Here is a 12,019-nt window from a genome sequence, read left to right as displayed (position 1 = left end):
CCGGGAGGCGCTGCATGGTATTTAACCATTATTTATATGTGATGCTGATTTATTTGTATGCCCTGAGCCTACTGTTTTACTTCTCCGACCTCGCTGAGCCGAGTCGGAGAGCGAAGCGGATGGGCACAGGGCTGCTTACTTTCGTCTGGGTTCTGCAGACGGGCTTCCTCGTCTATCGCTTGACCACACATAGAGAGATGTCGACGATTTCGCTGTTTGAATATTTGTTTTTATTTTCGTGGCTGCTCATTACGATCTCGCTGATGATGAATCGTTTTTTTCGTATCGAGTTTCTAGTTTTTTTCGTTAATATCATCGGCTTTGTCCTGCTGGCCGTCAACCTGTTCAGCCGACCTTCGGCCGAGATCGGCCTGAAGTCCTGGGGACAGGCGATTGGTCTGCTCTATATCCATATTACGCTGATTACCTGCGCGTATGCGATCCTGACGATCGGCGCCATCTTCTCCGGGATGTACCTGTTCCTGCATGGCAAGCTCAAAGGACGCAAATGGTCGGCCTCGATGCGCCGGATGCCTTCGCTCGAATCGATCGAACGCTATGTTTATCGTACGGCCTTAATCGGGGCGCCGCTGTTGATTTTGTCGCTTGCGGTTGCCGTCGCATCGATTATTGTCGAGGGGAAGTCGGCATTGCTGCTCGATTGGAAGGTGTTTTCGTCGTTTGTCGGACTTGGCTTTTATCTCGTCTACCTCGTGCGGCGCAATGTGCTGCGCCATGGCGGGGCAAGCACGGCGAAGTGGAACCTCACCTCGTTTGCCGTGTTGCTGTTCAACCTGTTTTTGAACTCGGCCTCCCAGTTCCATAATTGGACTTGAGGCTATGGGAGGATCGCGTATGACGCGTTATTATCCACTGATGCTCAAGCTGGAGGGGGCGGCCTGCGTCGTCGTCGGCGGCGGAGCTGTCGCGCAGCGCAAAGTGTCCGGGCTCCTGGAGTCTGGCTCGGCGGTGACCGTAATCAGCCCGGCTGTGACGGAGCGGCTGGAGCTAATGGCGACGAGGGGGGAGCTCGTGCTCCATCGCAGAGCATACCGTGCTGGCGATCTGCAAGGGGCGCGTTTAGTCTTCGCCGCGACTGACGATCCTGGGATTAACCGGCAGGTTGCGAGCGAGGCGGATCGGCTGAGCATCCCGGTCAATGTCGCTGACGATCCCGAGTCTGGCTCCTTCGTCACGCCGGCCACAGTTAGACGAGGCGATCTCGTGCTCAGCGTCACGGCCTCGGGAGCGAGCCCGATGCTGGCATCCCGGATCAGACAGGAGCTGGAGGCGCGCTACGGCCCGGAGTATGAGCGGCTGACAGCCTGGCTGCGCGAGCTTCGGCGGCGCGTGCAGCAGCAGGGCCAGCCGGCGGACGTCCGTCGCCGCATGCTGGAGCGGGCGCTTGAGCTGCCGGAGGCGTGGTGGCAGCCGGAGCAGAGCGAGGAGAGCTGGGCGCAGCTGCTCGATCAGCTGCGCTTAACATAGAAAGGAAGGTACATAACGTGGAGCACCATACTAGGAAAATTATCGTAGGCACGCGCCAGAGCTCGCTGGCCTTGACCCAGACCGGACAGGTCATCGAAGCGCTGCAGCAGCTGAGCGACGCGCACGGATTGGGGTATACGTTCGAGTTGCGCAAGATCGTCACCAAGGGCGATCAGATCATCGACGTGACGTTGTCCAAGGTCGGCGGCAAAGGCCTGTTCGTCAAGGAGATCGAGCAGGCGCTCATGGACGGCGTTATCGATATGGCTGTGCACAGCATGAAGGATATGCCGTATGAGCTGCCTGATGGGCTGATCAACGGGGCAACGCCTGCGCGGGTGGATGCGCGGGATTGTCTGATCACCAGGGACGGGGGATCGCTTGCGGATCTGCCCGCCGGCGCCGTCATCGGCACCAGCAGCCTGCGGCGCTCCTGCCAGCTGCTCCATGCTCGGCCGGATCTGAACGTGCAGTGGATTCGCGGCAACATCGACTCGCGGATCCGCAAGCTGCATACCGAAGACTTCGATGCGATCGTACTCGCCGCTGCCGGACTGCAACGGATGGGCTGGACAGATCGGATCTCGTCGGTGCTGCCCGCCGACGTCTGCATCCCGGCGGTCGGACAAGGGGCGCTCGGCATCGAATGCCGAGCCGACGACCGTCAGGTGAGAGAGCTGCTGGCGCTCTACAACGATCCGACGACAGACCTCGCGGTCTCGGCCGAGCGCAGCTTCCTCGGTACGCTGAACGGCGGTTGTCAGGTGCCGATCGGGGCGCATGCGACGGTCTCGCAGGATGGCGTCATCACGCTGACAGGCATGGTCGGCTCGCCCGATGGCCAGCAGCTGCTACGCCATACAGCGACTGGAAGCGATGCGGCGCAGCTCGGGGTGGACGTCGCTGCCGCGCTGCGGACCGAGGGAGCCGAGCGCATCCTGGCGGAAGCGAGGAGCTGAGCATGGGGATGGGGAAGGGAATCGTCTATCTGGTCGGCGCTGGTCCGGGAGATCCGAAGCTGATCACGGTGAGAGGGCTGGAGTGCATCCGGCTCTGCGACGTCGTCGTCTATGATCGTCTGGCCAGCCCGCGGCTGCTCAAGCATCTGAAGCCGGGCGCGGAGAAGGTCTATGTCGGCAAGCTGCCGGATCGCCATACGATGAAGCAAGAGGAGATCAATCAGCTGCTGGTCGATCTGGCGCTGCAGGGCAAGATCGTGACGCGGCTGAAGGGCGGCGACCCGACGATCTTCGGCCGTGTCGGCGAAGAGGCCGGGTTGCTGCGCGAGCATGATATCCCGTTCGAGATCGTCCCCGGCATCACCTCGGCGATCGCGGTGCCGGCGTATGCGGGCATCCCGGTGACCCATCGCGACCTCGCTTCGTCGATGTCGATCATCACCGGACATGAGAGTCCGGACAAGCTCGACCGCTCGATCCAGTGGGACAAGGTGACGCTGGCTACTGGCACACTCGTCTTCCTGATGGGCGTCGCCAAGATCGGCTATATTAGCGAGCAGCTGATCCGCCACGGCAAGCCAGCTTCCACTCCGGTCGCCCTGGTGCGCTGGGGGACGCGGGTGGAGCAGCAAACGATCGTCGGCACGTTGGAGACGATCGAGGAGCAGGTGCGGGAGGCGAACTTCCAGCCGCCGGCGGTCATCGTCGTTGGCGAGGTGGTCCGGCAGCGCGAGCAGCTGATGTGGTACGAGCGCAAGCCGCTGTTCGGCACCCGCATCCTGGTGACGCGGGCACGCGCGCAGGCGAGCGCGCTCGCCGATCGCATCGAGGAGCTGGGCGGCGAGCCGGTCGAGTATCCGGTGATCGAGATCCGCGAGAGCGAGGACCCGGCGATCGCGGAGCAGCTGCAAGCTGCGGTACAGGCAGCCGACAGCTTCGACTGGCTGATCTTCACGAGCGCCAATGGCGTCGATTCGTTCTTCCGCTGGCTGCGACGGCTGCGTGTCGATATCCGGCGCTTCCACCGGGCCGAGCTGGCGGTAGTCGGTCCCGGTACGGCGCGGGCGCTTGAGCGCTACGGCTTGCTCGCCGAGGAGCTGCCCGAGACCTTCCAGGCGGAAGGTCTGGCCGAGCAGTTGGAGGCACGGCTCCGGCCCGGTCAGCGAGCTTTGCTGCCGCGAGGCGATCTGGCGCGCGATGTGCTGCCGGAGTCGCTGCGAGAGGCTGGCGTCGACGTGTGGGCCGTGCCGATCTACGAGACGGTGCTGGCGCACAGCGACGACGATGACGAGGTACTGGATCAGCTCCGATCGGGAGCGATCGATGTGATCACCTTCACCAGCTCCTCGACGGTGACTAATCTGCTGGAGCGTCTGCGACAGCAGGGCATCGCCGCGCCGGAGACGCTGCTGCAAGGCATCGCCGCTGCTTGCATAGGCCCCGTGACGGCGGCCACCGCCCGCGCAGCCGGGCTCGATGTCGCGATCGAGCCGGCAGAGGCGACGATCGAAGCGCTCCTCGACGCTATTGCGGCCCATCGGCATGATCGGCGGGAGCCTTAGCGGTCCCGACCCTATGCATGCTGCAGATGGCTTTGACCTTATTCATCCATCCGAATCCATACCCATCCATACCCATCGAAAGGGGATGTCCGTTATGAGTTTTCCGACTGTTCGACATCGTCGTCTGCGCAACAGCGGCGCCATGCGCGCGCTCGTACGGGAGCATGCGCTCTCTGCCGACGACCTGATCTATCCTATCTTTGTTACGACTGGCGAGGGCGTCAAGGAAGAAATTCCGTCGATGCCGGGGGTGTACCACTATTCGCTGGATACGCTCGATGCAGAGATTGACGAGGTGACGGAGCTTGGTATCCGTTCAGTGCTGCTGTTCGGCGTGCCGGATCACAAGGATGCCGAAGGCACCTCCGCCTACGACCCGAACGGTATCGTGCAGCAGGCGACTCGCCGCATCAAGGCGCGGGCCCCGCAGCTGGTCATCATTGCCGATACGTGCCTGTGCCAATTTACCGATCACGGACATTGCGGGGTCGTGCGCCAAGGCGACAACGGCGAAGCCTGCGTAGACAACGACGCCTCGCTTGAGCTGCTCGTGCGCACAGCCATCTCGCAGGCTGAGGCCGGAGCCGATGTGATCGCGCCGTCCAACATGATGGACGGATTCGTACAGGCGATCCGCGCCGGGCTGGACGAAGCCGGTTACGAATCGTTGCCGATTCTGTCTTACTCGGTCAAGTATGCGTCGGCGTTTTATGGGCCATTCCGCGATGCTGCGCACTCGACGCCGCAATTCGGCGACCGTAAGACGTATCAGATGGACCCGGCCAATAGCCGGGAAGCGCTGCGCGAAGCCGAATCGGATGTGCTCGAGGGAGCAGATATGCTCATGGTCAAGCCGGCGCTCGCTTATCTGGATATTATCCGGGCGCTCAAGGAGAATTTCGATCTGCCCGTCGTCGCTTATAACGTCAGCGCCGAGTATTCGATGATCAAAGCGGCAGCCGCCAACGGCTGGCTCGACGAGCAGGCGATCGTCCACGAGACGCTGCTCGGCATGAAGCGGGCTGGCGCGGATCTGATCATCACCTACTTTGCCAAGGATGCGGCGCGTCAGTTCAGATAACCTTTAACAGACAGGTGGGATAGCGATGAACAACAATCAATCGGCGCTGACGGATAGCCGTTCGCGCGAAGCTTTTGCACGGGCCAAGCAATCGATCCCTGGCGGAGTCAACTCGCCGGTCCGCGCCTTCAAGTCGGTCGGCCTGACGCCGCGCTTCATCGAGAGCGGCAAGGGCAGCCGGATCACGGATATCGACGGCAACAGCTACATCGATTATGTCCTCTCCTGGGGACCGCTGATCATGGGGCATGCGCACCCCGAGGTCGTCGAAGCGATCAAGCGCACGGCGGAGAAGGGGACGAGCTTCGGCGCGCCGACCGAGCTGGAGACGGCGATGGCCGAGCTCGTCATCGAGCGGATGCCGTCCGTCGAGGTCGTCCGGATGGTCAACTCGGGCACCGAGGCGACGATGAGCGCGCTGCGACTGGCGCGCGGCTATACGAAACGGAGCAAGATTCTCAAGTTTGAGGGCTCGTACCACGGCCATGCCGACAGCCTGCTCATCAAGGCCGGCTCCGGCGTAGCGACGCTGGGGCTGCCCGACAGCCCGGGCGTGCCCGAGAGCGTGGCGACGCATACGCTGACCGTGCCGTTCAATGATCTGGACTCGGTGCGTCTGGCTTTCGAGCGGTTCGGAGAAGAGATCGCCTGCGTCATCGTCGAGCCGGTCGCCGGCAATATGGGCGTCGTGCCGCCGCTGCCGGGCTTCTTGCAAGGTCTGCGCGACATTACCGAGGAGTATGGCAGCCTGCTCGTCTTCGACGAAGTGATGACCGGCTTCCGCGTGCATTATCATAGCGCGCAGGGGCTCTATGGCATCACGCCTGATCTGACGTGCATGGGCAAGGTGATCGGCGGCGGTCTGCCGGTAGGCGCATATGGCGGCAAACGCGAAATTATGGAGCAGATGGCGCCGGCCGGGCCGATCTATCAGGCGGGCACGCTCTCGGGCAATCCGCTGGCGATGGCAGCGGGCTATGCGACGCTGCAGCTGATGACCCGGGAACGCTACGAGGCGATCGAACGGCTGTCGGTGCGACTGCAGCTCGGGCTGGAGCGCAACGCCGAGAAGCATGGCGTCCCTTCGACGATCAATCGGGTCGGCTCGATGGTCTGCCCGTTTTTCACCGACACGCATGTCATCAATTACGATACCGCCAAAAAGTCGGATCTGGAGCGCTTCAAGGCGTACTTTGCGGGGATGCTGCAGGCGGGCGTCAGCGTCGCGCCGTCGCAGTTCGAAGGGATGTTCCTCTCCGGGGTCCATACCGAGGCCGATATCGACTGCACGATCGAAGCGCATGATCGCGTGCTGGGGAGTCTGTAACGATGACGAACGATTGGTTGACGGCGCGTCGCCGCGCCAAGCGCATGGGGGAGTGGCTGGAGTTGCCGCTCCCCTTTGCGTTGTCGGAGCAGTCGCCCCGCTCGGCTCATAACGCCAGACTGCTGCTGCTGGAGGCGAGCGGCTTGCCGGCCAAGTGGATCAACCGGCTGTTCTCGACGGGGGGCATCCAGCCCGGCGATGGCGCGATCCGGCTGCATGTCTTCCCTGCGGCCGAGCTGTCGTCGGAGCCGTTGTACCGTCTGGCGCGGCAGTCCGTTGCCGGGAGCCCGGAGGTGCTGTTCGAGGACGATTATTGCCTCGTCCTGAACAAGCCTGCGGGGATGAACGTTCATCCCGCTCGTCCGGGCGAAGCGGGGACGCTCGACGAGGCCGCGCTTCGCCATATGCTGGCGACGAATCAGCAGGCCGCGGTCCGACATGTGCATCGGCTCGATCAGGAGACATCCGGCCCCGTCCTCTACGCCAAAAACGACCTCGCCCAATGGCTGCTCGACGAAGCGCTCCGCAACAAGTCGATGGGCCGGGAGTATGTGGCGGTCGCGCAAGGAAGAATCCGGGCGGACCAGGGCACGCTGACCTGGCCGATCGGCCGCGACCGTCATCAGGCCGGGCGTCGGCGCGTCGCGCCCGGCGGCGACCCCGCTGTGACGCATTACGAGGTGATCGGCCGCGCCCGCGACGCGACGCTGGTGCGCGTCCGTCTGGAGACGGGACGCACCCATCAGATCCGTGTCCATCTGAGCCATCTCGGCCATCCTCTGGTCGGTGATCGTCTGTACGGCGGCGCTTCGGCGCTGCTGTCGCATCAGGCGCTGCACGGCGAGCGGCTCGTCTTCGAGCACCCGTGGACGCAGGAGCGCGTCTGTGTCGACGCTGTCCGTCCGCCTTGGCTGAGCGAGCTGTGGACAGCGCTCGACGGGCGCTGAAATTCATAGGCATGCGCGTCCTCTCGTTCCCATATAGATAGATAGTGAATGATGCAATAGAGCATCCACACTGAAGGGAGGATGTAGCGTGCTGGATCATAACCAAGGATTGCGGTTTGACGTCTATGAGCGCATACACTTGTCCGATGAGGTCGCAGCCATCGACGAGCTGGAAGAGATCGAACTGACCCCCCATATCGAGATTGTCGATCAGGAGGAGCAAGTGCTGCTGCGGGGCAATCTGCTGCTGAGCGGGCTATACGATTCGCAACAGGCGGGCGGGACGCAACTGCTCGAGTATTGGATTCCGGTGGAGATTACATTGCCGATGAACCGGGTGCATCGTCTGGAGGATCTGGCGGTCGACATCGACAACTTCGACGTCGATCTCCTGTCGGCGCGGACGCTCAGCATCACCGGCGTGCTGTCGCTGCGCGGACTGATCGCCGAGGAGCGACCGGTCTACGAGCAATGGGAGGAGACGGAGGAGCCATTCACCGTCGTCCACCGGGTGGATCCGGAGGAGGAGCGGCAGGCTATCCCCGCCAGCGAGTCGATCCCTGTCGCGGAAGGTCCTGCGCGTCCCTATGCGCCGCCGGAGAGCCCGATCCATGGCGCTGCCGAGCAGTCGGCCAGACGCACGCGCCAGCAGCCTGCGGCACCGCCGCTGGAGCCGACGCTGCCGAGGCAGACGCCTGCGCGGACACCGGAGGCCAAGGTCTCCGCCGTACCGGAGCCTGTCGCCGAGCCCGCGAGATCGGTTGCGCCTGAGGAGCCCGCTGCCAAGGCAGCGCCTATACAGCCAGTGCCGTCGATTCCAGAGGCTGTACAGGCCGCGCCGCCTGTCGGTCCGCCCAAGACGGCGCCGTTATCGGTCGCGTCTCCCCGCCAGCCGAAGGCGAGCGCGCCGCCGGCCGCCGCGGCGCATCGTCTCGACAAGCCGTCCGCAGTTACCGAGCCGACTGCCGAGCCAGCGGCGCAACAGCCATTCCAGACACGGTCTGCAGAGCCCCTGGCTGCGCCGCAAGCGGCCAAGACGGCGGAACAGGCGGACACAGAGCCGGTAAGCTGGGCAGGATTTGCGGAGTCGGACGAGCGTGAGCCAACTGCATCGCCTCAATTGTCGGAGGATACTGGGCCGACGGAGGAGCTGTCGGCAGCAGAGCCGGTCGAGGAGGAAGCGTCTCCGCGACCGGAGATGAAGATCGCCTTTGCCGGCAAGCGTCCCGAGCCCGGCGAGCCGGAGGATAGCATCGGGCTCAAAAGCCTGCTCCCTAACGCCCAAAAAGCTGCAGACATCCGCCAGCAAGCCAAGCCGCTCGAGGAGGAAGAAGCGCCGGAGCCGCAGGCAGCGTCCAACGCTGGCGACGAGGTCGAGTGGAAGCGGCTGTTCCTGAGCAAGTCCGGCGAAGAGACGGAGTTCCGAAGAATACGGATGTGCATCGTCCAGCGCGAGGAGACGCTCGAGGAGATCGCCGAGCGATACCAGCTGGGCTCGCGGGAGATCATCCTGTATAATCGGTTGCCGGACCACAGTATCTCTGAGGGCCAGGTGCTACATATTCCGTAACGTGCTGGACGGATATGCCAGGGCTGTATTGACTCCTGAGCGGAAGAGCGGTATCATAGAAGGCGTATGTTATGCGCAACTTCATAGATATCAACCGTGAAAGGGAATGTTCACCGCGAAGCCTTCAGAGAGCGGAACTGTCTGCGCTGTGAGGTTCTGCAGGAAGTAGCTGTGAGCCTGTCGCCCTGGAGTTGCCTGTGCCATGCCCGCTATGTCGGCGATTTGCCGACGCGCGCTAATACAGGCCGGTAGCAGCCGTTATATGTTTGAGTGTCGCAGTGCGTGTTTCGCGCACCGCGAAACAAAGGTGGTACCACGGAAGCTCAAGCCTTTCGTCCTTTGAGGACGAAAGGCTTTTTTGATTTTTCGACGAAAATTGGAGGGTCTGTGAATGTCTGAACTGAACAACAACACAACTGTGGAAATGCCGACGACGTATGATCCGCAAGCCGCTGAGAAAAAATGGTACGCCTACTGGATGGAAGGCAATTATTTCGAGGCAGGACAACGGCCCGACGCGCCGGCGTATTCGATCGTCATCCCGCCGCCCAATGTGACGGGGATGCTCCATATCGGTCATGCGCTCGACTTTACGCTGCAGGATATCCTCATCCGCGTGAAGCGGATGCAGGGCTACGACGCGCTCTGGCTGCCGGGCACCGACCATGCCGGGATCGCGACGCAGACCAAGGTGGAGCAGAAGCTGCGCGAGGAAGGCCAATCCCGCTACGATCTGGGCCGCGAGGCGTTCCTGGAGAAGGTATGGGAGTGGAAGGAGCATTACGCCGGGACGATCCGCGATCAGTGGGCCAAGATGGGACTGTCGCTCGATTATTCCAGAGAACGGTTCACGCTTGACGAGGGCTTGTCAAAGGCGGTAAGAGACGTGTTCGTGCAGCTGTACGAAAAAGGACTGATCTATCGCGGCAAAAAGATCATCAACTGGGACCCCGAGGCGCGTACCGCGCTCTCCGATATCGAGGTGGAACATAAGGAAGTGCAGGGCCATCTGTATCATCTGCAATATCCGCTCCAAGAGGGCGGCGGCACGATCACAGTGGCGACGACGCGACCGGAGACGATGCTGGGCGATACCGCTGTCGCCGTCCATCCCGAGGATGAGCGCTACCGCCATCTGATCGGCAAGATGCTCGTGCTGCCGATTATCGGACGCGAGATCCCGATCATCGCTGACGAATACGTCGATCGCGAGTTCGGCAGCGGCGCGGTCAAGATTACGCCGGCCCATGACCCCAACGACTTCGAGATGGGCCAGCGTCACGACCTGCCGCAGATCATCGTCATGGATGAGTCCGGGACGATGAATGCGGAGGCGGGACCGTACCAGGGTCTGGATCGCGCCGAGTGCCGCAAGCGGATCGTCAAGGATCTGCAGGAGCAAGGCGTCTGCGTCCTCATCGAGGACCACACGCACCAGGTCGGCCATAGCGAGCGCAGCGGCGCCGTCGTCGAGCCGTACTTGTCGACGCAATGGTTCGTCGATATGAAGCCGCTGGCCGAGCGGGCAATTGCTGTGCAGAAGTCCGGCCAGGGCGTCAAGTTCGTCCCGGATCGCTTCGACAAGGTATATCTGCAATGGATCGAGAACGTACGCGACTGGTGTATCTCACGCCAGCTCTGGTGGGGACACCGGATTCCGGCCTGGTACTGCGACGCTTGCGGCGAGCTTCATGTCGCCCACGAAGCGGTCGCTCAGTGCAGCGCGTGCGGCAGCGCCTCGCTGTCACAGGATGAGGATGTGCTCGATACGTGGTTCAGCTCCGGTTTGTGGCCGTTCTCTACGCTCGGCTGGCCCGAGGCGACCAAGGATCTGGAACGTTATTACCCGACCAGTACGCTGGTGACGGGCTACGATATTATTTATTTCTGGGTGGCCCGGATGATCTTCACGGCGCTGGAGTTCACCGATAAGATCCCGTTCGGAGACGTGCTGATGCATGGCCTGGTGCGCGCCGCCGACGGCCGCAAGATGTCCAAGTCGCTCGGCAACGGCGTCGATCCGCTCGAGGTGATCGAGCAATACGGTGCCGATGCGATGCGCTACATGATCTCCACCGGCAGCACGCCCGGGCAGGACCTGCGGTTCCGCTGGGAGCGCGTCGAGCAGGCCCGCAACTTTGCCAACAAGATCTGGAACGCTTCGCGATTTGCCCTGATGAATCTGGACGGCGTCACAGCCGACGACATTACGCTGGACGGACCGCTCGGCACGGCCGACCGCTGGATTCTCCATCGGCTCAATGAGACGTCGCGCGATGTGACGCGGCTGATCGACAGCTACGATTTCGGAGAGACCGGCCGTCTGCTCTACAATTTCATCTGGGACGATCTGTGCGACTGGTACATCGAGTTCGCCAAGCTGAGCCTGTACGGCACGGACGCGGCGGCCAAGCGCGCCACCCAGTCGGTGCTGGCCTACGTGCTCGATCGGACGCAGCGGCTTATCCATCCGTTCATGCCGTTTATTAGCGAGGAAATATGGCAACACTTGCCGCATAAAGGGGAGACGATCACGCTCGCTGCGTGGCCGACGTACGACGCTGCGCTGGAGGCTCCGGACGCGGTACAGGAGATGGGACTGCTGATGGATGTCATCCGCGCCGTCCGCAACATCCGCGCCGAGGTCAATGTGCCGATGAGCAAAAAGATCGAGCTCATCCTGCGTCCGTCCGGTGCGGAGACAGAGGCTGTACTGCGACGCAATGAAGAGTATATCGTCCGCTTCTGCGGCACCTCCTCGCTCGTTATCGACGCTGCGCAGGGCGCGCCGGACAAGGCGATGACGGCGGTCGTCACCGGCGTCGAGCTGTATCTGCCGCTGGCCGGCCTGATCGACATCGAGCAGGAGATCGTACGACTGAACAAGGAAATCGCCCACCTCACGCAAGAGGTCGAGCGTGTCGAGAAGAAGCTGGCCAATCCAGGCTTCGTCGCTAAAGCACCGGCCAAGGTTATCGAAGAGGAACGGGCCAAAATGAACGATTATGCAACCAAACGCGAGAAGGTGCAGGCGAGAATCGCCGAGCTGCGCGGTTAGTCCGGGACAGAAGGAAGGCGGAACAGC

9 protein-coding genes are annotated in these 12,019 nt (G+C 62.5%); all 9 read left to right on the top strand.

All coding sequences use genetic code 11. The features are described from left to right. The first annotated feature begins 14 nt into the window (after nt 1–14). Entirely contained in the window at nt 15–836 is an 822-nt protein-coding gene (locus PA598K_RS10935) for a cytochrome C assembly family protein (protein WP_128656983.1), read from the top strand. Nucleotides 837–855: 19 nt separating this feature from the next. Further along, nucleotides 856–1,488 carry a precorrin-2 dehydrogenase/sirohydrochlorin ferrochelatase family protein gene (locus PA598K_RS10930; protein ID WP_185601827.1) on the top strand — a complete coding sequence of 211 codons (633 nt, stop codon included), beginning with the start codon at nt 856–858 and terminating at the stop codon, nt 1,486–1,488. Nucleotides 1,489–1,505: 17 nt separating this feature from the next. Next, on the top strand, nt 1,506–2,447 hold the full coding sequence (gene hemC / locus PA598K_RS10925; RefSeq protein ID WP_128656981.1) for a hydroxymethylbilane synthase: 942 nt from the start codon (nt 1,506–1,508) through the stop codon (nt 2,445–2,447). Nucleotides 2,448–2,455: 8 nt separating this feature from the next. Beyond that, nucleotides 2,456–4,009 carry a uroporphyrinogen-III C-methyltransferase gene (gene cobA / locus PA598K_RS10920; RefSeq protein ID WP_128656980.1) on the top strand — a complete coding sequence of 518 codons (1,554 nt, stop codon included), beginning with the start codon at nt 2,456–2,458 and terminating at the stop codon, nt 4,007–4,009. A gap of 94 nt (nt 4,010–4,103) precedes the next feature. After that, entirely contained in the window at nt 4,104–5,090 is a 987-nt protein-coding gene (gene hemB, locus PA598K_RS10915; RefSeq protein ID WP_128656979.1) for a porphobilinogen synthase, read from the top strand. Nucleotides 5,091–5,115: 25 nt separating this feature from the next. Continuing rightward, entirely contained in the window at nt 5,116–6,417 is a 1,302-nt protein-coding gene (gene hemL, locus PA598K_RS10910) for a glutamate-1-semialdehyde 2,1-aminomutase (protein WP_128656978.1), read from the top strand. A gap of 2 nt (nt 6,418–6,419) precedes the next feature. Next, the gene (locus PA598K_RS10905; protein WP_260405352.1) at nt 6,420–7,364 is read left to right on the top strand and encodes an RluA family pseudouridine synthase; all 945 of its coding nucleotides are present in this window, start codon (nt 6,420–6,422) and stop codon (nt 7,362–7,364) included. Between the two features lie 88 nt (nt 7,365–7,452). Next, the gene (locus tag PA598K_RS10900) at nt 7,453–8,934 is read left to right on the top strand and encodes a LysM peptidoglycan-binding domain-containing protein (protein WP_128656977.1); all 1,482 of its coding nucleotides are present in this window, start codon (nt 7,453–7,455) and stop codon (nt 8,932–8,934) included. Between the two features lie 391 nt (nt 8,935–9,325). After that, nucleotides 9,326–11,992: a valine--tRNA ligase gene (locus PA598K_RS10895; protein ID WP_128656976.1), complete on the top strand. Its 2,667-nt coding sequence runs from the start codon at nt 9,326–9,328 to the stop codon at nt 11,990–11,992. The last annotated feature ends 27 nt before the right edge of the window (nt 11,993–12,019 follow it).

This window comes from Paenibacillus sp. 598K, assembly GCF_003851045.1.
Lineage (GTDB): Bacteria > Bacillota > Bacilli > Paenibacillales > Paenibacillaceae > Paenibacillus_D.
The sequence above is the reverse complement of the archived record's forward strand: the minus strand, read 5'-3'. Positions and strand labels throughout refer to the sequence as shown.

Bases quoted from the DNA above. Each gene is read 5' to 3' on its own strand.
- hemB (WP_128656979.1), top strand. From the start codon at position 4,104: ATGAGTTTTCCGACTGTTCGACATCGTCGTCTGCGCAACAGCGGCGCC.
- PA598K_RS10895 (WP_128656976.1), top strand. From the start codon at position 9,326: ATGTCTGAACTGAACAACAACACAACTGTGGAAATGCCGACGACGTAT.
- PA598K_RS10930 (WP_185601827.1), top strand. From the start codon at position 856: ATGACGCGTTATTATCCACTGATGCTCAAGCTGGAGGGGGCGGCCTGC.
- PA598K_RS10905 (WP_260405352.1), top strand. From the start codon at position 6,420: ATGACGAACGATTGGTTGACGGCGCGTCGCCGCGCCAAGCGCATGGGG.
- PA598K_RS10935 (WP_128656983.1), top strand. From the start codon at position 15: ATGGTATTTAACCATTATTTATATGTGATGCTGATTTATTTGTATGCC.
- cobA (WP_128656980.1), top strand. From the start codon at position 2,456: ATGGGGAAGGGAATCGTCTATCTGGTCGGCGCTGGTCCGGGAGATCCG.
- hemL (WP_128656978.1), top strand. From the start codon at position 5,116: ATGAACAACAATCAATCGGCGCTGACGGATAGCCGTTCGCGCGAAGCT.